Origin of the sequence: Micromonospora craniellae (assembly GCF_014764405.1) — a bacterium.
In the GTDB taxonomy this organism is placed as follows: Bacteria; Actinomycetota; Actinomycetes; order Mycobacteriales; family Micromonosporaceae; genus Micromonospora; species Micromonospora craniellae.
Map to the genome: position 1 here is coordinate 4,055,260 of NZ_CP061725.1, position 23,935 is coordinate 4,079,194.

22 protein-coding genes are annotated in these 23,935 nt (G+C 70.6%); 10 read left to right on the forward strand and 12 right to left on the reverse strand.

All coding sequences use genetic code 11. From position 1 onward, the window contains the following. Nucleotides 1-60: 60 nt before the first annotated feature. Entirely contained in the window at nucleotides 61-1,113 is a 1,053-nt protein-coding gene (locus tag ID554_RS18265; protein ID WP_117226379.1) for a glycoside hydrolase family 26 protein, read from the reverse strand. 251 nt (nucleotides 1,114-1,364) lie between these two features. On the opposite strand from ID554_RS18265, the gene ID554_RS18270 reads away from it, so the two are divergent. The 4 genes from ID554_RS18270 to ID554_RS18285 are packed head-to-tail and all read left to right on the forward strand — an operon-like array spanning nucleotide 1,365 to nucleotide 5,593. Beyond that, nucleotides 1,365-2,135, forward strand: a complete 771-nt coding sequence (locus ID554_RS18270) for a 2,3-dihydro-2,3-dihydroxybenzoate dehydrogenase (protein ID WP_117226378.1) — start codon at nucleotides 1,365-1,367, stop codon at nucleotides 2,133-2,135. A gap of 42 nt (nucleotides 2,136-2,177) precedes the next feature. Further along, nucleotides 2,178-3,341 carry an isochorismate synthase gene (locus ID554_RS18275; protein WP_223884142.1) on the forward strand — a complete coding sequence of 388 codons (1,164 nt, stop codon included), beginning with the start codon at nucleotides 2,178-2,180 and terminating at the stop codon, nucleotides 3,339-3,341. Then, nucleotides 3,338-4,927 (forward strand): (2,3-dihydroxybenzoyl)adenylate synthase, encoded by a 1,590-nt coding sequence (locus ID554_RS18280; protein WP_117226376.1) that lies wholly within the window; start codon nucleotides 3,338-3,340, stop codon nucleotides 4,925-4,927. Before ID554_RS18275 ends, ID554_RS18280 begins: the two co-directional genes overlap by 4 nt. 3 nt (nucleotides 4,928-4,930) lie before the next feature. Beyond that, nucleotides 4,931-5,593, forward strand: coding sequence for an isochorismatase family protein (locus tag ID554_RS18285; RefSeq protein WP_117226375.1), 663 nt, complete (start codon nucleotides 4,931-4,933; stop codon nucleotides 5,591-5,593). Nucleotides 5,594-5,682: 89 nt separating this feature from the next. On the opposite strand, the gene ID554_RS18290 is transcribed toward ID554_RS18285, so the two are convergent. The 7 genes from ID554_RS18290 to ID554_RS18320 all read right to left on the reverse strand — a co-directional run bounded on the left by ID554_RS18290 (nucleotide 5,683) and on the right by ID554_RS18320 (nucleotide 12,908). Continuing rightward, the gene (locus tag ID554_RS18290) at nucleotides 5,683-6,090 is read right to left on the reverse strand and encodes a RidA family protein (protein ID WP_117226374.1); all 408 of its coding nucleotides are present in this window, start codon (nucleotides 6,088-6,090) and stop codon (nucleotides 5,683-5,685) included. Between the two features lie 111 nt (nucleotides 6,091-6,201). Beyond that, nucleotides 6,202-7,209 (reverse strand): LacI family DNA-binding transcriptional regulator, encoded by a 1,008-nt coding sequence (locus tag ID554_RS18295; RefSeq protein WP_117226373.1) that lies wholly within the window; start codon nucleotides 7,207-7,209, stop codon nucleotides 6,202-6,204. A gap of 19 nt (nucleotides 7,210-7,228) precedes the next feature. After that, a complete protein-coding gene (locus ID554_RS18300; RefSeq protein WP_117226372.1) occupies nucleotides 7,229-8,599 on the reverse strand; it encodes a GH1 family beta-glucosidase in 1,371 nt (456 codons plus the stop codon). Then, the gene (locus ID554_RS18305) at nucleotides 8,596-9,429 is read right to left on the reverse strand and encodes a carbohydrate ABC transporter permease (RefSeq protein WP_117226371.1); all 834 of its coding nucleotides are present in this window, start codon (nucleotides 9,427-9,429) and stop codon (nucleotides 8,596-8,598) included. The genes ID554_RS18300 and ID554_RS18305 overlap by 4 nt, the downstream gene beginning before the upstream one ends. A gap of 76 nt (nucleotides 9,430-9,505) precedes the next feature. Further along, nucleotides 9,506-10,513: a carbohydrate ABC transporter permease gene (locus ID554_RS18310; RefSeq protein ID WP_117226370.1), complete on the reverse strand. Its 1,008-nt coding sequence runs from the start codon at nucleotides 10,511-10,513 to the stop codon at nucleotides 9,506-9,508. Between the two features lie 115 nt (nucleotides 10,514-10,628). Continuing rightward, nucleotides 10,629-11,933, reverse strand: coding sequence for an ABC transporter substrate-binding protein (locus ID554_RS18315; RefSeq protein ID WP_117226369.1), 1,305 nt, complete (start codon nucleotides 11,931-11,933; stop codon nucleotides 10,629-10,631). Between the two features lie 210 nt (nucleotides 11,934-12,143). Next, nucleotides 12,144-12,908 carry a maleylpyruvate isomerase family mycothiol-dependent enzyme gene (locus ID554_RS18320; RefSeq protein ID WP_117226368.1) on the reverse strand — a complete coding sequence of 255 codons (765 nt, stop codon included), beginning with the start codon at nucleotides 12,906-12,908 and terminating at the stop codon, nucleotides 12,144-12,146. A 71-nt stretch (nucleotides 12,909-12,979) separates the two neighbouring features. Here ID554_RS18320 and ID554_RS18325 point away from each other — a divergent pair, with 71 nt between their 5' ends. Further along, on the forward strand, nucleotides 12,980-14,062 hold the full coding sequence (locus ID554_RS18325; protein ID WP_223884143.1) for a UDP-N-acetylmuramate dehydrogenase: 1,083 nt from the start codon (nucleotides 12,980-12,982) through the stop codon (nucleotides 14,060-14,062). A 104-nt stretch (nucleotides 14,063-14,166) separates the two neighbouring features. On the opposite strand, the gene ID554_RS18330 is transcribed toward ID554_RS18325, so the two are convergent. Then, the gene (locus ID554_RS18330) at nucleotides 14,167-14,967 is read right to left on the reverse strand and encodes a class I SAM-dependent methyltransferase (protein WP_117226366.1); all 801 of its coding nucleotides are present in this window, start codon (nucleotides 14,965-14,967) and stop codon (nucleotides 14,167-14,169) included. A 13-nt stretch (nucleotides 14,968-14,980) separates the two neighbouring features. Next, nucleotides 14,981-15,745 (reverse strand): SDR family oxidoreductase, encoded by a 765-nt coding sequence (locus tag ID554_RS18335; protein ID WP_117226365.1) that lies wholly within the window; start codon nucleotides 15,743-15,745, stop codon nucleotides 14,981-14,983. Nucleotides 15,746-15,927: 182 nt separating this feature from the next. On the opposite strand from ID554_RS18335, the gene mshA reads away from it, so the two are divergent. The 3 genes from mshA (at nucleotide 15,928) to ID554_RS33140 (ending at nucleotide 19,099) form a co-directional block, all read left to right on the forward strand. Continuing rightward, a complete protein-coding gene (gene mshA, locus ID554_RS18340; RefSeq protein ID WP_117226364.1) occupies nucleotides 15,928-17,280 on the forward strand; it encodes a D-inositol-3-phosphate glycosyltransferase in 1,353 nt (450 codons plus the stop codon). Nucleotides 17,281-17,410: 130 nt separating this feature from the next. After that, the gene (locus ID554_RS18345; protein ID WP_117226363.1) at nucleotides 17,411-17,947 is read left to right on the forward strand and encodes a type III secretion system chaperone family protein; all 537 of its coding nucleotides are present in this window, start codon (nucleotides 17,411-17,413) and stop codon (nucleotides 17,945-17,947) included. A gap of 177 nt (nucleotides 17,948-18,124) precedes the next feature. Next, a complete protein-coding gene (locus ID554_RS33140) occupies nucleotides 18,125-19,099 on the forward strand; it encodes a hypothetical protein (RefSeq protein WP_396888555.1) in 975 nt (324 codons plus the stop codon). A 376-nt stretch (nucleotides 19,100-19,475) separates the two neighbouring features. Here the strand turns inward: ID554_RS33140 and ID554_RS18355 are convergent, their stop codons facing one another. Continuing rightward, nucleotides 19,476-20,783, reverse strand: a complete 1,308-nt coding sequence (locus ID554_RS18355) for an MDR family MFS transporter (RefSeq protein WP_117226361.1) — start codon at nucleotides 20,781-20,783, stop codon at nucleotides 19,476-19,478. Between the two features lie 154 nt (nucleotides 20,784-20,937). On the opposite strand from ID554_RS18355, the gene ID554_RS18360 reads away from it, so the two are divergent. Next, a complete protein-coding gene (locus tag ID554_RS18360) occupies nucleotides 20,938-21,705 on the forward strand; it encodes a phosphoglyceromutase (protein ID WP_117226476.1) in 768 nt (255 codons plus the stop codon). 83 nt (nucleotides 21,706-21,788) lie between these two features. Here the strand turns inward: ID554_RS18360 and phoU are convergent, their stop codons facing one another. Beyond that, entirely contained in the window at nucleotides 21,789-22,439 is a 651-nt protein-coding gene (gene phoU / locus ID554_RS18365; protein WP_117226475.1) for a phosphate signaling complex protein PhoU, read from the reverse strand. A 200-nt stretch (nucleotides 22,440-22,639) separates the two neighbouring features. Between phoU and ID554_RS18370 the strand changes: the two genes are divergently transcribed. Further along, nucleotides 22,640-23,929: an ATP-binding protein gene (locus tag ID554_RS18370; protein ID WP_223884145.1), complete on the forward strand. Its 1,290-nt coding sequence runs from the start codon at nucleotides 22,640-22,642 to the stop codon at nucleotides 23,927-23,929. Nucleotides 23,930-23,935 lie beyond the last annotated feature (6 nt).

The following is a 23,935-nucleotide window of genomic DNA, read 5'->3' on the forward strand; positions in this document are numbered from 1 at the left end:
TCCCAGGCCCAGATGAGGGAAGGCTATCCTAACTGCTCGCAAAGTAGCATCGGAGAAAGGTCACATCCCGAAAAGCTCCCGGTATGCCGCCGCCGAGGCCGGCTTCTGCTGACACTGTGGCTCCGACCGGAACAGGCTCGACTGCACACCCCCCGGCGTGCAGTCCGAGAAGTACGCCTCGTAGGCGAGGTCCGGCGCGTGGGCGGCGAACCAGGCGTGCATCCAACGGACGAAGTCGGGGTTCTCCCGTCCCGCGTCACCGGTAGGTACGACACCCCACTCACCCACCGAGAACAGCTTGCCGCGTTGCTTGGCGAAGGCGTACAGCCAGTCCAGACCCTCCGGCGCCGCAGCCGTCGCATCGAACTCCGCCTCCGTCCGAGATGCCGGCCAGTGGTCGTAGTTGTCGATGCCGATGATGTCGACGTACTCGTCTCCGGGATAGCAGTTGGTGCTGACGCCACCGCACAACTCGGCCGGGGTGTTGTGCGCATTGATCGTCCAGTCCAGGATCGCCTTCGGGTTGGACTGCCGGATGCCGTCGGCGGCCCGGCGGTAACACCCGATCCAGGTCTGCGTGTCGCCTGCGCTCCAGGGCATGAAGTCCCCGTTGAACTCCCAGCCCAGCCGGACGATGGCGTCCGCCCGATCGTGCCGCACCATGATCGACCCGAAGTCGCGCCAGAGATGGTCGTACGCGCCGGACGCGCAGGCCGCCAACTCGGCCGCTCCACCCGAGTCGGGGGTGAGCCCCTGCGAGATGACGAGCGCGCCGGGAAACCCGGTGTAGAACTCGAAGACCCAGTCCGACCCTCGGGTCATCGACTCGTACGTCGTGCGGTCCGTGTAGGTGTGTGCGATCTGGCAGGCCCGCCCGCGGGCCGCACAAAAGCGTTCGACGTGGGCGCGGTCGAGGACGGGATCACCGTTGACCCCCGATAGACCGTGGGCACCGGGCCAACTTCCGGCGGGACGGGGCAGGGCCAGTAACTCGGAGGCGCCGCTGCCGGCTGCGGACGCCGGCAGCGGCGTGGTCGGCCGCTGCCAGGCGGTGACCGCGGCGAGTAGGACGACGACCATCGCAACGGCGAGCAACCATCGTGACCTCGTCATTCCCTCTCCCTCCCCGGATCGGCGGCATGGCGTAGGCCAGGTCGGGAACCGCACCACCAGTCCGGACCGACCCTACCCGCGCCAGCATGGAGGCCCCCGCCTCCTGGTCGTGGAGCTGGTGCGTCCGAACGGAGGTCGGCGGGTCCCAGCAGGACCGACAGCGCCGAGAGGCAAGATCCGCTGCCCGCCGGATGAGGTAAGGTGCAGCCAACTTAGGGTCGGCTAACCTAATGGTGGGGGGTGCGGAGCCCATGACTCCAGATGGCATCGCCGGTCGAACCGCGCTGGTCACCGGCGCGGCCCGGGGCATCGGAGCTGCGGTCGCCGCTGCGCTGAGCGCACGAGGCGCCCATGTCGCGTTGACCGACCGGGACGGCCCGGGGGCCCGCCGTCGCGCCGAGATGCTCGCCGGTGCCCGCGGCTATCCCATGGACGTTACGGACGCCGATGCCGTCGAACGTACGTTCGCGGTCGTGGAGGAGGAGCTCGGACCGATCCACATCTGTGTCTCCGTAGCCGGAATCCTTCGGCCCGCGCGGGTTCTCGACGCCACCGATGACGACTGGCGGACCACTTTCGATGTCAACACGACAGGTGTGTTCCACGTACTGCGCTGTGCCGGCAGGCGGATGGCCGCCCGGAACGGCGGCAGCATCGTCGTGGTCAGTTCGAACGCGGCCGGCGTACCCCGGATGGGTATGGCCGCCTACGCCGCTTCGAAGGCCGCCACGAGCATGCTCACGAAGTGCCTCGGACTCGAACTGGCCGGGCACGGAGTGCGGTGCAACGTGGTCGCTCCCGGATCGACCGACACCGACATGCAACGGGCGTTGTCGACCGGCGGCGGTGACACCGCCGTGGTCGCGGGTTCGCTGCCGACCTTCCGGACCGGTATCCCGCTCGGCCGGATCGCGGATCCCACCGATGTCGCCGACGCCGTGCTGTTCCTGGTCTCGGACCAGGCACGGCACATCACCATGCACGACCTGTACGTCGATGGCGGCGCGACCCTACGCGCCTGACAGAGAGAGACATCGATGACAATCACACATCCCAATGTGACAGTGGGCAGGGCCCTCGACCTGCTGGCCAAATACGACGCGACGGCACCGTTCTTCTTCGCCTCACCCCGTGGCACGCTCCTCGCCGAAGGCCGGTCCCACCCGGTGCCGGCGACCGCCGACCTGTCGACGGCGGTGCGGGATGTCCTCGACCTGGCCACCGCCGATGGTGACGACGACCCACTCGTGGTCGGTGCGGTTCCGTTCGATCCGAGTGCCACACCGAGGCTGTGCGTTCCCCGCCGTATCCGCCGGTCGGGACCGCTGCCGAGTCGGTTCGCCCTGCCGAGTCGGTTCGCCCTGCCGAGTCGGTTCGCCCTGCCCATGGAGGCCGACCGCGTCGACGCTCGTCGCGTCGAGGTACCCGGCAGGGCCACGTACGCCGACGGGGTGCGGCGGGCGGTCACCCGCCTGCGCGCGGGAGAGCTCGACAAGGTGGTCCTGGCCCGTGCTCTCGACATCGTTACCACCGAGCCGATCGACATCGGCACCCTCCTGCGCCGGCTCGCCGCCCGTGACCCGGCTGGTTACACCTTCGCCGTCGACCTGGGTGCGGGGACCCTCATCGGCAACAGTCCCGAACTTCTCGTCTCCCGGCAGGGTGACCTCGTCACCGCGAATCCGCTGGCCGGCTCGCTGCCGCGAAGCGACGACCCGTTCGAGGACTTCGGCCAGGCCCAGGCGTTGCTCGCCTCCCGCAAGGACCGACGGGAACACGCGCTGGTCGTCGAGGCCGTGGCTGACGGCCTCCGCCCACTCTGCACGGATCTTGAGGTTCCCGCCGAGCCGTCGCTCATCCGTACCGCTGCCATGTGGCACCTGTCCACCGTGGTCACCGGGAGGGTCCTCGATCCTGCTGTCAGGTCGATGACCCTGGCCGCCGCGCTGCACCCGACACCAGCCGTCTGCGGCACCCCGGCCCGTGCCGCCCGTGCCGCCATCGCCGAGTACGAGGCGTTCGACCGTGGCTTCTACACCGGCCTCGTCGGCTGGGAGAACAACTCCGGCGACGGCGAGTGGGTGGTGGCACTACGGTGCGCGGTCGCCCACGGCAGCAGTGCCCGCCTGTACGCCGGCGCCGGAATCGTCGCCGACAGCGACCCCGCCGCCGAACTCGCCGAGACGACGGCGAAGTTCCGCACCATGCTGACCGGACTGGAACTGTGAACATCACACCGTGGCCGTCCGAACTGGCCGAACGCTACCGGGCCGCAGGTTACTGGCGCGGCCAGTCGTTCAGCGCCGCGCTCCGCGAGTGGGCCAGCCGCCACGGACCCCGCACGGCAGTGGTCGATGGCAACCTGCGCCGCTCCTACCAGGACCTCGACGTCAGAGCCTCCCGTTTCGCGTCCGGCTTCGCGGTGCGGGGAATCCGTCCAGGCGATCGCGTGGTCGTTCAGTTGCCCAACACCGCCGACTTCTTCGACATCGTGTTCGGACTTCTCCGGCTCGGCGCGGTACCCGTCTTCGCGCTGCCAGCGCACCGGGAGAGTGAACTCGGCTACTTCTGCCGGCACTCCGAGGCAGTCGCGATCGTCCTGCCCGGCACCCACGATGGTTTCGACCACAGGACCTTGATTCCCGCCGTACGCGCGGCAGCTCCCACCGTGCGGCACACCTTCCAGGTCGGCGAAGACCTCGGTGTCCCGCCGGAGCCACTGCCCGACCCCGACCCCGGCGCGCTCGCCTTCCTGCAACTCTCGGGGGGCAGCACCGGGCTGCCCAAACTCATCCCGCGCACCGCCGACGACTACCTCTACAGCGTGCGGGAGAGCGCCGAGATCTGTGGTCTGTCCACCGCGACTGTCTACCTGTGCGTGTTGCCCGTGGCGCACAACTTCACGCTCAGCTCGCCCGGTGTGCTCGGCGTCCTGCATGCGGGCGGCACCGTCGTCATGTGCCCCAGACCGAATCCGGACACCGCGTTCCCACTCATCGAGCGGGAACGCGTGACCATCACGGCGCTGGTGCCTCCGCTGGCACTGATCTGGCTGACCGCCGCCGAAACCGGCGGGTACGACCTGTCCAGCCTTCAGGTACTCCAGGTCGGCGGTGCCAAGCTCACCGCGGATGTCGCCCGCCGGATCGGACCGACGCTCGGTGCTGCCGTGCAACAGGTATTCGGCATGGCCGAGGGACTGGTCAACTACACCCGTCTCGACGACCCGGCGGAACTCGTCGAGCAGACGCAGGGGCGGCCGATCTCCCCGGCGGACGAGATCCTGATCGTCGACGACGAGGACGTGCCGGTCACACCGGGCGCGACGGGGCATCTGCTGACCAGAGGTCCGTACACCATCCGGGGTTACTTCCGGGCCGACGAACACAACGCCGTCGCCTTCACCTCCGACGGTTTCTACCGCACCGGAGACCTCGTACGGCAGACCCCGGAGGGCTACCTGGTGGTCACCGGTCGTGCCAAGGACCAGATCAACCGAGGCGGTGAGAAGATCGCCGCCGAAGAGATCGAGAATCACCTTCTCGCGCACCCTGCCGTGCACGACGCCGCCGTGGTCGCCGTCGCTGACCCCTACCTGGGTGAACGTACCTGTGCCTTCGTGACCCTCCGGGCCGGCGTGGAAGGACCGACGGCGAACCAGTTGCGTTCGTTCATCCGGTCCCGCGGACTGGCCGCGTACAAGGTGCCTGATCGCGTACGCATCGTCCCGGCCTTTCCGGTGACCGGCGTCGGCAAGATCAGCCGGACCGACCTCCGTGCCGCACTGCGCGCACACCTCGCCCAGGAAGGCTGAGCCGTGTCCCTCCCGACGATCGCCGGTTACCCGCTACCGGACGAGACGGAACTGCCCGGCAACCGCGTCGACTGGCGACCCGACCCGACCCGGGCCGTCCTGCTGATCCACGACATGCAGCGCTACTTCACCGCCCCGTTCGACGACGTCGAGCCGCTGGCACCAGCGGTCGCCAACATCGTCGAGCTGCGCAGGATCTGTACGGACCTCGCGATTCCGGTGATCTTCACTCGGCAGCCCGGTGGCCAGACCCGCGACGAGCGTGGCCTGCTGTTGGACATGTGGGGCTGGGGACCGCCAGCCGATCCGACGGCAGTGGCGTTCCATGCCGAGCTGATGCCCGGCGACGGCGACACCGTGCTGGAGAAGCGCCGCTACAGCGCCTTCGTGGACAGCCCGTTCGCCGACCTGCTGGGCGACCGGGACCAGCTAGTGATCACCGGCATCTACGCACACATCGGCGTCACCGCGACGGCCTGCGACGCCTTCATGCGTGGCGTCCAGGCTTTCGTCGTCGCCGACGCGGTCGCCGATTTCACCCGTGCCGACCACCTGGCCTCGCTACGGTATGTCGCGCGACGCTGCGGGGTGGTGATGAGCGCCAAGCATGTCGGCACCGCCCTCGGAGGCGCGCACCGGGACCCGTCCGCCGAGGGCAGCGCGTAGTCGAGAGCCGGTGCGTGGCAGCAGGCGGGTGGCGGCGGCGCGTGGCAGATCGGCGTTCCCCGCCGGTGCCGGGCGTACGCCAGGGAGGGTCAGCCGGCCGGTACGGTAGCGATCGCCTCGACCTCGACGAGTTGGTCGTCGTAGCCGAGCACCGCCACGCCGAGCAGCGTGCTCGGTGCGTCGTGGTCGCCGAAGGCGTCGCGTACCACCTCCCAGACCGCGACCAGGTCGGCCTGCTCGGACGACGCCACGTACACGGTGCTCTTGACCACGTCGGCGAGGGTGGCACCGGCGGCGCGTAGAGCGGTCTCCAGGTTGGTCATGACCTGCCGGGCCTGGGCCGGGTAGTCACCGGGGGCAACGGTCTTCCCGTCGGCGTCCAGTGGGCAGGCGCCCGCGGTGAAGACCAGGCGGGTGTCGGGTTCCACGGTGGCCAGGTAGGCGTAGGGGGCGGCGCTGAGGGTGGGCACGGGCAGCAATCGGACGGAACTGGACATGCACGGCAGGCTAGCCCGTGGGGCGAGCCGAGTACCACCTGGTTTCGATGTTAGGAAGGGACCCTTTCTATACACGAGGCGTTAATAAGGTGCCCTTCCTTACACCGCACCTCAGGCGGACTCGCGGATGATCAGCTCGGTGGGGAGGATCAGCGCCGGCTCGACGTCCTCCCCGGCGGCGAGGCGGAGCAGCAGCCGGGTGCCCTGCCGGCCGAGTTCGACTATCGGCTGCCGCACGGTGGTCAGCGGCGGGTCGGTGTAGGCGGCGGTCTCGATGTCGTCGAAGCCGATCACCGCCACGTCGTCCGGCACCCGCCGTCCCGCCTCGCGGAGCGTACGCATGGCGGCGTGCGCCATCAGGTCCGAGGCCGCGAAGACGGCGTCCAGGTCGGGGTGGTCGGCGAGCAGTTCCCGCATGGCCGCCGCCCCGGATTCGCGGGTGAAGTCGCCGACGGCCACCATCTCCGGTAGGCCGGCGGCGGTAACCGTCTCCCGGTAGCCGGTCAACCGCTCGATCCCGGCGACCATGTCCTGCGGACCGGCGATGGTGGCGATCCGGCGACGGCCCCCGTCGATCAGGTGCCGTACCGCGCGGGTGACGCCGGCCACCTGGTCGACGTCGACGTAGGGGATGTCCGCCCCGTCGAGGGGGCGACCGCTGCACACCACCGGGATGCCGAGCGCGGCCAGCTTGGCGGGGAGCGGGTCGGCGCCGTGCAGTGAGGCGAACAGCACCCCGTCGACGTGCCGGCCGGTGGTGTACCGCTCGACCCGCTCGTGACCGGCCGGTGAGCCGGCCAGCATCAGCACGAGCTGCTTGTCGGCGGCCTCCAACTCCTGCGCGGCGCCCCGGATGATGCCCGGGAACACCTGGTCGTCGGAGAAGACGCGGGTGGCCTCCTCGGGCATGACCAGGGCGATCGAGTCGGTGCGTTGGGTGACGAGGGTGCGGGCGGCCAGGTTCGGCACGTACCCCAGCTCGGCCACCGCCTGGCGGACCGCCTCCTGGATCGGCTCGGCGACCGTGGTCGAGCCGTTGACCACGCGGGAGACGGTGGCCCGGGACACCCCGGCCCGTCGCGCCACCGCCTCCAGAGTGGGCCGCTGCGCCCCCGTCATAGGAGTTACCACCATCTCGTCACAGCCCGTTCCGGGAGATCACCTCCTGGTACCACCGGGCACTCGACTTCGGTGTACGCCGCTGGGTGAGGTAGTCGACGTGCACGATGCCGAACCGCTTCCGGTACCCCTCGGCCCACTCGAAGTTGTCCAGCAATGACCATACGAGATAGCCGCGCAGGTCCACGCCCCGGGCGATGGCCTCGTGTGCGGCGCGCAGGTGGCCGTCGAGGTAGGCGATCCGGTCCGAGTCCTGGAGCGGGCTGGTCGGGTCGGCGGTCCTGTCCGGAAAAGCCGCGCCGTTCTCGGTGATCAGCAACGGCACCCCGGGGTGGTCGGTGGCGATCCGCTCCAGCAGCCGGGTCAACCCGGCTGGTTCGATCATCCACCCCATGTCGGTCAGCGGACCGACCGCCGGCAGGAACTCCACCGCACCCTCGGTGCCCGGGTACGCGCCACCGCCCCCGCCACCGTCCGGACGGCCAGCGACGTAGGTGGGCGAGTAGTAGTTGATGCCGAGCAGGTCGATCGGTGCCGCGATGATCTTCTCGTCGCCGTCCCGGACGAAGGTCGGCTCGACCAGCCGCGCCACGTGCTCGCGGACGTCGTCCGGGTACCCGCCGACCAGCAGCGGATCGAGGAAGATCCGGTTGTGCAGGCCGTCGACCAGGCGTACGGCGGCGGCGTCGGCCGCGCTGTCCGCGTCGGCGGGCTGCACGTCGGCGGGATTGAGCGTGATGCCGACCCGGGCCGCACCACCGGTCCGCAGGGCCTGGGTAGCCAGGCCGTGCGCGAGCAGCAGATGGTGTACGGCGGAGAACGCCGCCCCCGCATCCTGCACCCCGGGCGCGTGCACCCCGTTGCCGTATCCGAGGTACGCCGAGCACCACGGCTCGTTGAGCGTCGTCCAGGTGTCGATCCGGTCGCCGAGCCGGGTGTGCACGGCACTGGCGTAGGTGGCGAAGTGCTCGGCCGTGTCCCGGTCGGTCCAGCCGCCCCGGTCCTGCAACGTCTGCGGCAGGTCCCAGTGGTAGAGCGTGACGATCGGGTCGATGCCCCGACCGAGCAGCGCGTCGGTCAGCCGGTCGTAGAAGTCCAGGCCGCGCGGGTTGACCGGCCCGCTGCCGTCGGGCTGGATGCGGGGCCAGGACACCGAGAAGCGGTACGCCTGGAGGCCCAGCTCCGCCATCATCGCCACGTCGTCGGCGTACCGGTGGTAGTGGTCGCAGGCGACGTCGCCGGTGTGCCCGGCGTGGACCTTGCCGGGCGTACGGCTGAACGTGTCCCAGATCGAGTCGCCGCGCCCATCGTCGCGGGCCGCTCCCTCGATCTGGTACGCCGCCGTGGCCGCACCCCACAGAAAGTTCTCCGGAAAACTCAGTCCAGTCACGCCTTCACCGCACCTTCCATGATCCCGCCGATGATCTGGCGGCCGAACAGGACGAACACCAGCAGCAGGGGCAGCGTGGCGATGGCCGTACCGGTGAACACCTGGGACATGTCCTGGTAGTAGCCGTCGGACAGCGCCCGTAGCGACAACTGCACGGTCGGGTTCGCCGGGTCGTTGAGCACCGCGTACGGCCAGAGGAAATCGTTCCACGTGGTCATGAAGGTGAGCAGGCCGAGCACGGCGGCGGCCGGCCGCAGTGCCGGTACCACCACGTTCCAGTAGATCCGGGCGGTGCCGCATCCGTCCACCCGGGCCGCCTCGATCAGCTCGGTGCTGACCGCCTGGCCGGCGTACTGGCGCATCATGAACACGCCGAAACCGGTGACCAGGGCGGGCAGGATCACGGCGGGCAGCCGGTCGTTCAGGTTCAGCTTCGTCATCAGCATGTAGAGCGGGATGACGCCGAGCTGGGTGGGCACCATCATGGTGGCGATGATGACCATCAGCATCGCGTTGCGGCCCCGGAACCGCAGCTTGGCGAAGGCGAACCCGGCCAGGCTGCAGAAGAACACCACCGAGATGGTGACCGTGGTCGCCACGATCGCCGAGTTGATCAGGCCGGTCAGGAAGTAGGCGTCGGTGTTGTCGAACAGCCGGGCGATGTTGGCGCCGAGGTTGCCGCCGGGCGTCATCGGTGGCGGCAACTGCCCCATCGCGTCGCTGCTGCGGCTGGCCACCACGAACATCCAGTAGATCGGGAAGAGCGACATCACGGTGGCGGCGATCAGCGCGCAGTACGTGAGCGGGCTGGCCCGCCAGAGCCGGCTCATCGCGCCACCTCGCTTCGCTCGGCGTCGCGACGAGGCTTCAACGCGCTGAACCGAATGACTCGCTCGCTACGCTCGCTCATCGCGGGCCTCCCTTCCGCCCGCCGACGTTCGGGCGGGCACCGGCCCCGAGCCGGCGGATGATCAGTACGTTGATCGCCGCGACGATGGCGATCAGGGCGAACAGCAGCCACGCCACCGCCGAGCCGTACCCGAAGTTGTAGTAGGGCGCGAAGGCGTTCTCGAACATGTACATGGTGAGCGTCTGTGACTCGCGCATCGGACCGCCCCGGATCGCGTTGGTGCCGGAGTGGAACAGCCGGGGCTCGGTGAAGAGTTGGAGCCCGCCGATGGTGGAGATGATGACGCAGAAGATGATCGTGGGCTTGAGCAGTGGGACGGTGACCGCCCAGAACTGCCGGGCCCGGTTCGCGCCGTCGATGGCTGCCGCCTCGTACAGGTCGCGGGGGATGGCCTGCATGGCGGCCAGGAAGATCAGCGCGTTGTAGCCGGTCCACCGCCAGTCGACCATGGCGGAGATGGCCACCCAGGAGGCGAACCGGTCGGACTTCCACCCGATCGGGTCGACGCCCACCAGGTCGAGCATCCAGTTGACCATCCCGAACTCGCGGCCGAACAGCACCCCGAAGACGATCGCCACGGCGGCCGTGGAGGTGACGTTGGGGACCAGCACGGCCATCCGCCAGCCGGTGCGGAAGCGCAGGTGCCGGTTGAGCAGGTTGGCCAGCCAGAGTGCCAGCAGCAACTGCGGCACGGTGCTGATCACGAAGATGCCGAGGGTGTTCACCACCGAGTGCCAGAAGTCGCTGTCGACCAGCAGCCGGGTGTAGTTGTCCGCGCCGATGAAGGTGGGATTGCTGCCGAGCAGGTCCCAGTCGTGCAGCGAGACCCAGAAGGTGTACGCCAGCGGCCAGGCCCCGAAGATCGCGAAGATCACGAAGAACGGGGCGATGTAGAGGTAGGGCGAGTATTTCGCGTCGATCCGGCTCAGCCGGCCGGACCGTGGCGGGCGGGTGTCGCGCGGTGCCGGGGTGGCCGGCGGGTGCGCGTCGAGCTGCAACGCCATGACCCGTGACTCCTTTCCACGCCCCCGCCCCGCGCCGATCCAGGGCCGCCGCCGCGTCGTAGGTGGACGCGTCGGGTTCGCTGGATCGGCGGCGGGGTGGGGACCGTCGGGCCGGCTACTTGGCGGCGGCCTTCTTGGCGTTGGCGATCGCGTCCTGCCACCCCTGCTCGGGATTGCGCTGTCCCAGCTCGACGGTGCGGACGGCGTTCTCGACCTCGGTGCGTACGGCCTGGTTCTTCGGGCCCATGTAGACCGGCTTGAGGGTCTTGGCACCCTCACCGAAGATCCGGCCGACCGGCGCGCCGGAGAAGTACGCGTTGGTGGCCTCGGTGATGGCCGGGTCCTCCAGCGCCTGCGGCGACGACGGCAGCGGGCCCTTGGCCTTGAAGGCACCGATGTGGCCCTCGGTGCTGGTCAGGAACTTGGCCAGCTTGATCGCTTCTTCCTGGTTCTTGCTCTGGCGCGGCACGGCCAGGTGCGAGCCGCCCCAGTTGCCGCCGTCACCGGGCACCCGGGCGATGTCCCACTTGCCGTTGGCCTCCGGCCCGGCGTTGCCCTCGATCACCCCGGTCATCCAGGCCGGGCAGGCGATGGTGGCGAACTTGGACTGTTTGAAGGCCGAGACCCACTCGTCCGACCAGGAGCCGTACTTGCCGGACAGGCCGGCGTTGACGATGGCCATGGTGGTGTCCCAGGCCTGCTTCACCGCCGGGTTGCTGTCCACCACGAGGTTGTCGCTGGTGTCGTAGTAGTGGTAGCCCTGCGCGTTACCGGCGGTCTGGAGCACGATGGTGTTGAATGTGTTGGTGGCCGCGTCCAGGAACGAGGCGCCGGTGTTCGCCGCCTTGAACTTCTCGCCGGTGGCGATGTAGTCCTGCCAGGTCGGCCAGAGCTTGGAGACCTCTTCGCGGTCGGTGGGCAGCCCGGCCTTGGCGAACAGGTCGCTGCGGTAGCACATGGCCATGCCGCCGACGTCGGTGCCGAGACCGATCAGCTTCTGGCCGTCGGCGGTGAGCCCCTGGTTCCACTTCCACTCCAGGAAGTTGCCCTTGAGGTCGGCGGCGCCGTGGTCGAGCAGGTTGACGAAGTTGTCCGGGTTGGCCTTGTACTCGACCATCAGACCCTCTTCGATGGCGACCACGTCACCGGCGCCCTTGCCCGCCGCGAGCCACTGGGTCAGCTTCGGCGAGTACTCGTCGAGGTTGCCGCCGGTGCCCCGTTCGACGATCTTCACGCCGGGGTTGGCGTCCATGTACTGCTTGTAGAGGTCCTCGTAGCCGAACTGTCCGAAGACGTCGACGGTGAGGGTTATCGTGCCGTCCTCGGCGTCGTCGCCGCCACCGCAGCCGCTGGTGACGAGCAACGTGCCGACGGCGGCCAGGGCGACCGCGGCGAGGCGGTGGCGCGGGAAGGTGCCCATGGTCTGGTGACCCCTCTCAGGTCGGGGTGGTGGTGGACAAAGGCCCAGAGAGCGCTCTCACGAAGCTTGCGGTTCACTCCCGGCCGGTGTCAAGAGAGCGCTCTCTCGGTGAGGTCACAGAATGGCCACGGGCGGCCCTCCCGATCGGGAGAGCCGCCCGTGGCGATGCGGTGTCCGGGCCGTCGGTCGAGGCGGACCGCCGACGTGGATTCAGCCGGTCGTCCGAACCCCGTCCAGCAGGGCGCGGTCACCGGCCACGGTCAGGGTGTCGAAGCTGACCCGTCCCCAGAGCGCCAGCAGCAGGTCGCTCGCGGTGCCGGTGACGTGCACCCGGGCGTGGTGATCGTCGTGGTCGAGGATGGTGCCGGTGTCGAGCAGCGCCACCCCCTCGCCGCGCAGCCGCAGGTACCACTCCTGGGCGGCGTCGCTCGCGCTCAACCGGACCACCCCGCGCCACTGCCCGGTCGCCGCCCGCCGACCCGCCGGCAGCCAAGTGTCCAGGACCTCGCTCACCCCGTCGGCCGCGAGCTTGGCCTCGACCGGTTCACCGGCGGCGATGGCGAGCTGGGCGTCCCAGCGGTGCACCGCCGTCTCGTGGGCCATCCGGCGCGGCCAGAATCCCGCCCGCTTCGGCTGCGGCGCCCAGTTCCACGCCGGAGCCTCCGGGTCGAGCGTGTCGAAGAGGGCCATCAGCTCGTCGTACGCCTCCTGCCACTGCGCCACGACGGTCGAACCCGGCACCGGCTCGACCGGCTGCGCCCGGTGCGGCGGAGCGGTCGTCTCGCCCGAACCCGCGACCGCGCGAACCCAGCGGTAGACACCGGCGAGATGCAGGGCCAGGTCGGTGACCGTCCAGCCGGGGCGGGAGAGCACGGGTGTCTCGGGAGGGGCTTCGGCCACCGCGGCGGCGAACGCCGGACCCTCCGCCCGAAGCGCGCCGATCCAGAAGTCCTTGCTGCCCTGCATTCTGCTCATCGCCATCCTCCCGGGGGGTGACCCGGCCACCAATGGGTGCCGCGGCTACCCACCAGCCTAGGGTGAAAGGCGTGTCCGACGCCTACGCCCAGCCGACAGCCGCCGCTGAACCCACCAGCATCGGCGATCTAGCGCAATACACCACATTACGCCTGGGTGGCCCGGCTCGCCGGATCGTCACCGCCACCACCGCCGACGAGATCGTCGTCCGGGTACGCGAGGCACAGGACGACGTTCTCCTGCTCGCGGGCGGTAGCAACGTGGTGATCGGCGACGCCGGATTCCCCGGCACCGTGGTCCTCATCCGGTCCCGGGGCCTGCGCGTGCTCGCCGAGGACGAGACGAGCGTCACCGTACGGGTCGAGGCCGGCGAACCGTGGGACGACCTGGTCGCCGCGACCGTGGCCAACGGCTGGTCCGGGTTGGAGTGCCTGTCCGGCATCCCCGGCTCGACCGGGGCGACCCCGATCCAGAACGTCGGAGCGTACGGGCAGGAGGTCGCCGACACCATCGTCGGCGTGCAGGTCTACGACCGCGTCACCGGGGAGGTGACGAACGTGCCCACGGTGGACTGTGGCTTCGCCTACCGGGCCAGCGTCTTCAAGTACAGCGAACGGCTGGTGGTGCTCTCGGTCGACTTCCGGCTGGCCCGGTCGCCGCTGTCCGGCCCGGTGCGGTACGCGGAGCTGGCCCGGACGCTCGGCGTGTCCGTCGGTGACCGGGTGCCGGCGGACCAGGCGCGCGCCACCGTGCTGCGACTGCGCGCCGGCAAGGGGATGGTGCTGGACCCGACCGACCCGGACACCCGCTCGGTCGGCTCGTTCTTCACCAACCCGGTGCTGGACACCGCCGGCTACGAACTGCTGCGGCAGCGGGCCGCCGACATCGGGGAGCCGCCGGCCTGGCCGGGCGTCGGGGACCGGGTCAAGGTCAGCGCGGCCTGGCTGATCGACAAGGCGGGCTTCGGCAAGGGCCACCCCGGACTCGAGGGCGTGGCCATCTCCAGCAAGCACACGCTGGCTCTGACCAACCGCACCGGCACCGCCAGCACCGACGCCCTGATCACCCTGGCCCGCGAGATCCGCGACACCGTCCAGGCCCGCTTCGCGGTGGCCCTGCACCCCGAACCGGTCCTTGTCAACTGCACCATCTGACCCGGGTGGCGCCGGCCCGCCCGCGGCGCACGGCCCGCACGGGGCGGGCTGGGTGTTAGGAAGGGACCCTTTTAGTACGCGAGGCGTTAGTAGGGGGCCCTTCCTTACAGGTCTGAGCGTGCGACGGCGGGCCAGGGAAGCGTCAACTGCCCCTCACGCCACTGACGCGGACGGCGTAGCACCGGCCAGCCCTGGGCGCGGATCGCGGACACCGCGTGCAGCCAGCGTTGGCGGGGGCCGAACGTGGCGTAGCCGGCGGCGGCCTGCCAGGCGTCGTCGAGGGCTCGGATCAGGTCGTGGATCGGTTCGCCCGGCACGTTCCGGTGGATCAGCGCCTTGGGCAGCCGTTCGGCCAGCTCGGCCGGACTCTCCAGGGTGGTCAGCCGGGCGGCCAGAGTCAGCGTACGCGGGCCGCTGGCGTCGAGCAGGATCCAGCCGCCGAGCCGGCCCAACTCGTCACAGGTGCCCTCCACCAGCAACCCGCCCGGGGCCAGTCCGGCGCGCATGGTGGCCCAGGCGTCGGCCACCTCGCTCTCGTCGTACTGCCGGAGCACGTTGAAGGCGCGGACCACGGTCGGCCGGTGCCCGGCCAGCTCGAAACCGCCCCGGGCGAAGGTGAGCCCGGGCGGGTCGGCGGCCGGCTGTGCGGCGGCGACGCGTACCGGATCGATCTCCAGCCCCACCACCCGCACGTCGGCGCGGACCCGCACGGCCAGCCGGGCGCGCAGCTCCACCGCCGTCACCGGGGTGGCGCCGTAGCCGAGGTCGACCACCAGCGGATCCGGCGCGGCCCGCAGCGTGTCCGCGCAGTTCTCCGCCACCCAGTTGTCCACCCGACGGAGCCGGTTGGGATTGGTGGTGCCCCGGGTCACCACGCCGAGTGGCCGGGACCTCCGCGTCGCCATCGTGCGAACCGGCTCAGCTCGCCCGGTACACCTTGTGCTGCGCGGCCTGCGCGAGCGGACGGACGACCAACCGGTCCACGTTGACGTGCTGCGGACGGGTCGCGCACCAGGCGATGCAGTCGGCGACATCCTCGGCGACCAGCGGCTCGGCGACACCCGCGTAGACGGACTCCGCGCGGTCGGCGTCGCCACCGAAGCGGATCAGCGAGAACTCGTCGGTCTTCACCATGCCCGGGTCGATCTCGATCACCCGGACCGGACGACCGCACAACTCCAGCCGGAGCGTGCCGGCCACGGCGGTCTGCGCGTGCTTGGCCGCGCTGTAGCCGCCCCCGCCCTCGTCCACGGTGAAACCCGCGGTCGACGAGACCACGACGATCGTGCCCGCGCCGGAGGACTCCAGTTCGGGCAGCAGCGCCTGGGTCACCCGCAGCGTGCCGAGCACGTTGACGTCGTACATCCACTGCCAGTCACCGATCGCGCCGGACTCCACCGGGTCCATCCCGCGCGCCCCACCCGCGTTGTTGACCAGCAGGGTCACCGGCCCGGGCACCTGGCGCGCGGCCCGGGCCAGGTCGGCCACCGACTCGTCCGAGGTGACGTCGCAGGCCACCGCGGTGGCGGCCCCACCGGCGGCGGCGATCTCCGCGACCAGGTCGGCCAACCGGCCGGTACGCCGTGAGGCGACCAGGACGTGGAAGCCCTCGCGGGCCAGCCGGCGGGCGGTGGCCGCGCCGATCCCGCTGGAGGCACCGGTGACGACGGCGACACGAGTCATCCGTCCATTCTCGCCCCTCACACTGCCGCCGTGACCGGCACCCTGGTGATGAGGTCGGTCACGCCGGGGCACCTGGACGACGTATTTCCGGCCACCGATCGGGAAGATGACATCCGGCGTGGAGGTTGACGCAGGAGCGCCGGTCGTGCGTGACGGCATCAACCGGAGCAAAGGGAGCGGACGTGGCGGAAATGCACACCGGTGTAGGACGTCAGCGCGGTGCTCTGCCGTGGCCCCGCCCCCGGCGGATCGCGACGCTCTCGGTGCACACCTCACCCCTGCACCAACCGGGCACCGGCGACGCGGGCGGCATGAACGTCTACATCCTGGAGGTCGCCCGGCGGCTCGCCGAGGCGGACGTGGCGGTCGAGATCTTCACCCGCGCCACCTCCGGTGACCTGCCCCCGGTGGTGGACGTCGCCCCCGGCGTTCAGGTACGGCACGTGATGGCCGGCCCGCTGGAGGGACTGACCAAGGAAGAACTGCCCGGCCAGCTCTGCGCCTTCACCGCCGGAGTGCTACGCGCCGAGGCGGCCCGCCCACCGGGCCACTACGACCTGATCCACTCCCACTACTGGCTCTCCGGCCAGGTCGGCTGGCTGGCCAAGGACCGCTGGGGCGTTCCGCTGGTGCACACCGCGCACACCCTGGCCAAGGTGAAGAACGTACGGCTCGCCGCCGGTGACCGGCCGGAACCCAAGGCCCGGGTGATCGGTGAGGAGCAGGTGATCGCCGAGGCCGACCGGCTGGTGGCGAACACCCAGGTCGAGGCACGGGACCTGATCGACCGGTACGACGCCGACCCGGCCCGGGTCGCGGTGGTCGAACCCGGCGTGGACCTCGACCGGTTCCGCCCCGTGACCGGCGACCGGCAGGCCGCCACCGTCGCCGCCCGTACCCGGCTCGGCCTGCCCGTTCGAGGTCACCTGGTCGCCTTCGTCGGCCGGATCCAGCCGCTGAAGGCCCCGGACGTGCTGATCCGGGCGATCGCGGCGCTGCGTGACCGGGACCCGGCCCTGGCCGAGGAGGTGGCAGTGGTGATCTGCGGCGGTCCCAGCGGCAGCGGACTGGACCGGCCCACCGCGCTCATCGAACTGGCCGCCACGCTCGGCGTCACCGACCGGGTGCACTTCCTGCCACCGCGCACCGGCGCCGAGCTGCCCCTGCTCTACCAGGCGGCCGATCTGGTCGCGGTGCCGTCGTACAACGAGAGCTTCGGGCTGGTCGCGTTGGAGGCCCAGGCGTGCGGTACGCCCGTCGTGGCCGCCGCCGTCGGCGGCCTGGTCACCGCCGTACGCGACCAGGTCAGCGGCGTACTGGTCGAGGGCCACGACCCCGTCGACTGGGCGCGTACGCTCGGTCGCCTGCTGCCCGACCGGGCCCGCCGGGCCGAGCTGTCCGTGGCGGCGGCCCGACACGCCCGCAACTTCTCCTGGCACCGCACCGCCGCCAGCCTGCTGACTGTCTACGGCGAGGCGATCGCCGCCCACCGCGCCCGCCTCACCGCCGAACTGACCGCCTCCCGATCCTGGTAGCGGTGTGCCCGTACGTAGGGGTGTCGTGTAAGGAAGGGTCCCCTGCTAACGCCTCGTGTATAGGAAGGGTCCCTTCCTAACACCGCAGCCCAGCCGCCGAGCGCACGCAGCCGGCCGTAGAGTTGATCCGATGAGTGACCTTGGGGCCCTGATCGAGTCGGTCTGCGCCGAGCGGGAGCTGGACTGGGAGTCAACCGGCCCGGGGGCGTACGCGGTGACCCTCCCCGGCACCCACAAGCTCAAGACGATCTGCAACCTGATCGTCGGCGAGCACGCGCTGCGGGTCGAGGCGTTCGTGATGCGCCAGCCGGACGAGCGGCGCGAGGAGCTGTGGGCCTGGCTGTTGCAGCGCAACGCCCGGATGTACGCGGTGTCGTTCTCCGTCGACGCGGTCGGCGACGTCTATCTGACCGGCCGGGTGAATCCCGCCGGGGTCGACGCCGACGAACTCGACCGGCTGCTCGGGGCGGTCCTCACCTACGCCGACGAGTCGTTCGACACGATGTTGGAGATCGGCTTCGGCAGCTCGATCCGGCGGGAGTGGGAGTGGCGCGTCAAGCGGGGTGAATCCACCGCGAACCTCGCGGCCTTCGCGCACCTGTTCGAGCCGTCTCCGCAGCAGCAGGGTGAGACGTCGGGCGCCAACGGGGATTCGGATCGTTCCTGACGGGTAAGCCGCCGCACCGCGCGGTGCGGCTTCGGGACCCGCCGCGCCGAGACCGAGTGTCGAGGAGCGTGAGCGTCCATGGCTCAGCGAAGCAGCTCGGGTCGCGGCGGGACCGCGACCAGCACCACACGACGGAGCGGCAGCATCGCCCGGATGTCGGAGTCGGAGATCTCGCAGATGCGGGCGGACGACATCCGGGGCCAGCTGCGGCGGTACGGCGTCTCGGGCATCTCCGCCCTGCGCAAGCCGGAACTGGTGAAGACGCTGGCAAGGACCCTGCGGTCGGGTGGCGCCGCGCGTCGCAGCAGCGGCCCCGCCGGTCGGGCCAAGGCCACGAAGGCGTCCGGAACGCGGCGAGCCGCGTCGGCGCGGACCGCTCCGGGGCGGGCGAAGGCAACGCCCGCGAAGCGCGCGGCACCGGCCCGGAAGGCGACGACCGCCGCCACCCGCAAGTCGACCGCCGCCCGCAAGACCACCACTGCGGCTCGCAAGACCATCCCGGCCCGGAAGAGCGCCACCACTGCGGCCCGGAAGACGACCACTGCGGCTCGCAAGACCACTACAGCTCGCAAGACCACCACTGCGGCCGGGAAGACGACCACGGCCCGGAAGACCACGTCGGGTCCGGCCCGGAAGGCGACCGGCGCGGCGCGCAAGACGACTCCGGCCCGTACGACGGCCCCGGCCCGCAAGACCACGACGGCGCGCAAGACGACGACGGCTCGTAAGACCACGTCGGGTCGGGGCGGGGTGGCGAAGGCGGCGCCGTCGCGGGGCGGTGCGGTGCGTACCGGTAGGGCGACCGCGCGGTCGACCCGGTCGTCGCAGGTCATCGCCTCGCTTCAGGATCGGCCGGAGCGTCCCGGTCGCAGCCTGGTCACCACCAACCACGACGTGATCCAGCGGTGGGCCCGGGCACGGGGTGCGAAGCCGGCGACGATCAGCGGCACCGAGCGGGACGGCCGGGCCGGCGTGCTGACGTTCAACATCCCGGGTTACCGGGAGAGCAGCCGGATCCGCGAGATCACCTGGGAGGAGTGGTTCCACACCTTCGATCTGCGGCGGTTGAACCTGATCTTCCAGGAGCAGATGCGGGACGGCCGGCAGAGCAACTTCTTCCGCACGGAGTCACCCGATCGGGAGGACGGCTGAGGTTTGCGGGAATTGCCGACGGGTACCCGCTGTTGGCGCCAAGTAGGGGCAAACGCGCAGCTCCGGGGACTGGAACCGCGTGTTGTGACGGGTAAGACAGCCGTTCGGGTTGAATAGCCCCCGCTGGCCGAACTAACTTTATTGCACCGCGCCACGCTCGGAACCGTTCGGGGGAGCGGCGGATCGATCAGGTCCGTGCACCGAGTGGGGTGTCGGGGGACGGGTGGATCAACACCGTTGGGGGACGGTGCCCCACCTGTTTGGACCGGCGGCGCGAGCGGGCGTCGCTTACGGGGGTGAGTGCCGCCCGCCGCCGCCGGTCGTACGACGCGAGTGCCCGGTACGCCCCGCGTACCGGGCACCACGCGTATCAGGATCAGCTCCGGGTGGTCGCCACCGGCTCGGCCGCCTGCGGTGCCGCCGGCTGCGGTGCGGTCGACTGGATCGTCACCACGGGGGCGGCGCCGGCGGTACGCAGCGCCAGCGCGCGCCGCTCCCGGGCCGGCCCGGAGACCAGGTGACCCACCGCCATCACCGCGCCGATGGCGGCGCAGCCCAGCCAGAGGGCCGCGTTGCCGGCCTGCTCCCGGACCAAGCCGCCGAGGATCGGCGCGATCGCCCCGGCGAGCTGCCAGGAGAGCGAGAAGACGCCCTGGTAGCGGCCACGGAGTTCACCGGGGGAGAGTTCGGCGATGAGGGTGGCGTTGGACGGCGAGTTGAGCATCTCGCCCAGCGTCCAGATCAGCACGGTGAGCCCGAAGAACCACGCCACGTCGGCGAACGCGGTGAGTCCGAAGCCGACGCCCATCACCACCGCCGACAGGGCGAGCACGTGCGAGCGGTTGCGGCCCCGGATCAGCCTGGGGACGAAGAGTTGGCCGGCGACGATGAGGACCCCGTTGAGCGCGATCACCGAGCCGTACGTGGCGGGGCTCAGGCCCGAGTCGGCCATCGCGATGGGCAGCATCGAGATGTGCTGGAGGAAGACCAGCGCGCCGAGCAGGTTCAGTGTCACGAAGCCCAGGTACACCCGGTCGGTCAGGATGGTGCGCAGCGCGCCGGTGGGCTTGCCGTCCCGGGGTATGCCGACGGTGACGGTGCGCGTCTCCTTAACCCGGATGAAGATGATCAATGCGGTGACCAGTGTGGTCGACGCGTTGACCACGAACAGCAGCAGGTAACCGGCCTGGGCGGCGAAGCCGGCCAGCACCGCCGCGCAGGCGAAGCCGAGGTTGATCGCCCAGTAGTTGAGCGAGAAGGCACGTAACCGGTCCCGCTCCGGCACGACGTCGATCATCATGGCGCCGAACGCCGGCCGGGCCGCCTCGGCGAAGAGGCCGAGCAGCAGCGCGCCCGCCGCGATGGTCCACAGGTCCCGGGCGAAGCCGAGGGCGAGCATCATGGTCGCCGCGCCGAGGTGGGCGGTGAGCAGGGTGGGTCGCCGTCCCCAGCGGTCGGTCAGCGTACCGCCGGCGGTGGTGCCGACCGCGCCGCCGACGCCCCACGCGCCGATCACCAGGCCCGCCTGGGAGGCCGAGAAGCCGCGTTCCTGGGTCAGGTAGATGGCCAGGAACACGAGGACGAACGAGCCGAGACGGTTGATCAGGGTCCCGGTCCAGAGGTACCAGAACGTCCTGGGTAGTCCTCCTGTGGTGTCCCGGAACCAGCCCCGTATCGCGCGCACCTCGGCGCCCTCCCCGTTTCGGTAATGACCAATGATCGAGATGACCCCTTGCAACTTAGATGTCGGCCGGAAGCCCGGTCACCCCGTTTTCCACGTGGTGGTCGTCACCACCCTTCCCGCGCGTCCGATCGCGGGTTGCGGCAGGATGATCCGCATGACAGCTAGCGAGGGACCCACCGTCGGGACGCTGGTCCTGCTGCGGCACGGCGAAAGCGACTGGAACGCCAAGAACCTCTTCACCGGCTGGGTCGACGTGGACCTGACCGCGAAGGGGGAGAACGAGGCGCGCCGCGGCGGCGAGCTGCTGCGTGAGCACGATCTGCTCCCCGACGTGGTGCACACGAGCGTGATGCGCCGCGCCATCCGTACCGCCGAGCTGGCGTTGAACGCCGCCGACCGGCACTGGATCGCGGTGCGCCGGTCGTGGCGGCTCAACGAGCGGCACTACGGCGCCCTTCAGGGCAAGAACAAGAAGCAGACCCTGGACGAGTACGGCGAGGAGCAGTTCATGCTCTGGCGCCGCTCGTACGACACCCCGCCGCCGCCGATCGCGGACGACGACGAGTGGTCGCAGGTCGGCGACCCGCGGTACGCGCTGCTGCCGACCGAGCTGATGCCGCGTACCGAGTGCCTCAAGGACGTCGTCGACCGGATGCTGCCGTACTGGTACGACTCGATCGTGCCGGACATCCTGGCCGGCCGGACGGTGCTGGTGGCGGCGCACGGCAACTCGCTGCGGGCGCTGGTCAAGCACCTGGACCAGATCAGCGACGAGGCGATCGCCAAGCTGAACATCCCGACCGGGATCCCGCTGCGCTACGACCTGGACCCGCATCTGCGCCCGCAGACGCTGGGCGGCACCTACCTCGACCCGGAGGCAGCCAAGGCCGCTGCCGCCGCAGTGGCCAACCAGGGTCGCTGACCGCACCCTGCCCGCCGGGCTTGGATGTTAGGAAGGGTCCCCTGCTATGCACGAGGCGTTAGCAGGGGACCCTTCCTTCGGTCTCAGGCGGGGGTCACGGGTTCGCCGGTGATCAGGTAGACCACGTGCTCACCGCTGTTCACCGCGTGGTCGGCGAACCGCTCGTAGAAGCGCCCGAGCAGGGTGGCGTCGATGGCGGTCTCCACGCCGTACGGCCAGTCCTCGCCGAGCAGCACCCCGAACAGGCCCTTGTGCAGCTCGTCCATCGCGTCGTCGTCGCTGTCCAGCTCGGCGGCGACGGTGGCGTCGGGGCGCGCCAGTACGGAGGCGATCTTCTCGGCCATCCGGTCGGCGATGCCGGCCATGTCGGTGAAGACCGGCCGCAGCTCCGCCGGCACGGCCGGCGACGGGTGCCGGCGCAGCGCGGTCTTGGCGACGTGGTCGGCCAGGTCGCCCATCCGTTCCAGGTCGGCGGCGACGTGCAGCGCGGTGATCATGGCGCGCAGGTCGGAGGCGACCGGTGCCTGGCGGGCCAGCAGGTCACAGACCCGCTCCTCCACCTGCCGGTAGAGCGCGTCGATCCCGGCGTCGCCCGCGATCACCGATTCGGCCGCCTGCCGGTCGGCGGTGAGCAGGGCCCGGGTCGCCTGGCGCAGCGCCGCCCGTACCCCCTCGGCCATCTCCACCAGCATCTGGCTGACCGTGTCGAGATCGGCCCGGAACTCGTCGCGCATACTCACGTCCTGTCGGTCGGCGCCGGCACGTGCCGGCGAAGGTTCGTGCAGGTACGCCGCCCAAGCTAGGAGCACCGGGAGGACCTCCAGGTGAACGCCGGTGAACTGAGCCGGACGCACAGGTGAACTTTCCCGAAAGTGAGAGTGCTTCGTCCCGTTCCGTACGGTAGCCGGGTTAACAATGACCCTACGATCGCCGGGTGACGTGGGCGGTGACGGTGGGAGTGGCCTCGGCCCTGGTGGTCGGCGTGGTCGCCGGACTGTTGCTGTCCCGGTTCGTCCCGGCGGCGCGCCGGCCGGCGGGCTCCGCCGGGAGTGGGTGGGCCGGTCTCCGGCTCGGTAGGGGGAGGCACACGATCGCCGACGAGGTGCAGGTCGGGCTCGGCCGCCGCGCGATCGACTCGCTGCGCGCCGGAGTGGTGGTGCTCGACCCCGAGGACGTGCCCGTACTCGTCAATCCGGCGGCCCGGGCGCTGGGCCTGCTGCGTACCGGTGGCCGACCGGGTTCGATCATCGCCCATCCGCTGGTCCGTACGCTGGCCGGGCAGGTGCGCCGCACCGGCGTCCGCCGCGAGATCGAGCTGGACCTGCCCCGGGGGCGCGACAACGCCGGGGACAACCCGCTCGGCGTGCACCTGCGGGCGATGGGCCTGGGCAGCGGCTACGTCGCCGTGGAGGCGGCCGACGTGACCGAGTCGCACCGGCTGGCCCGGGTACGACGGGACTTCGTGGCCAACGTCAGCCACGAGCTGAAGACCCCGATCGGCGCGCTGCAACTGCTCGCCGAGGCGCTGCTCGACGCCACCGAACCGGCCGGCGGGGATCGACCGGAACTCTCTGAGGACATGATGGCCGCCCGGCGGTTCGCCGAGCGGATCCAGCACGAGTCGACCCGGCTGGGGCGGCTGGTGCAGGAACTGCTAAAGCTGACCCGTCTCCAGGGCGCCGAGCCGCAGCCGGCGCCGGCGCCGGTGGCGGTGGACTGGGTGATCTCCGAGGTGGTGGACCGGACCCGGACCACGGCGGCCGCCCGCCGGATCCAGGTGATGGCCGACTCCGGCCGAGGGCTGACCGTGTACGGCAGCGACAGCCAACTGGCCACGGCGGTGGCGAACCTGGTCGAGAACGCCGTGAACTACTCGGGCGAGGACACCACGGTACGGATCACCACGCGGACCACCGACGACCACGTCGAGATCGCCGTGGCGGACCAGGGCATCGGTATCGCGCCCACCGACGTGGACCGGATCTTCGAGCGGTTCTACCGGGCCGACCAGGCCCGGTCCCGTTCCACCGGCGGCACCGGCCTGGGGCTGGCCATCGTCAAACACATCGCGAGCAACCATGGCGGCCGGGTGGACGTGTCGAGCACTCTTGGTGGTGGGTCGACGTTCACCCTCCGGCTGCCGGCCCGACCGCCGGACGATCTGCTGGCGACACTGCCGGCTGCTGGGATCGAGGCCGGCCCGGCCGACCTTCGGCAGGTCTGACCACAT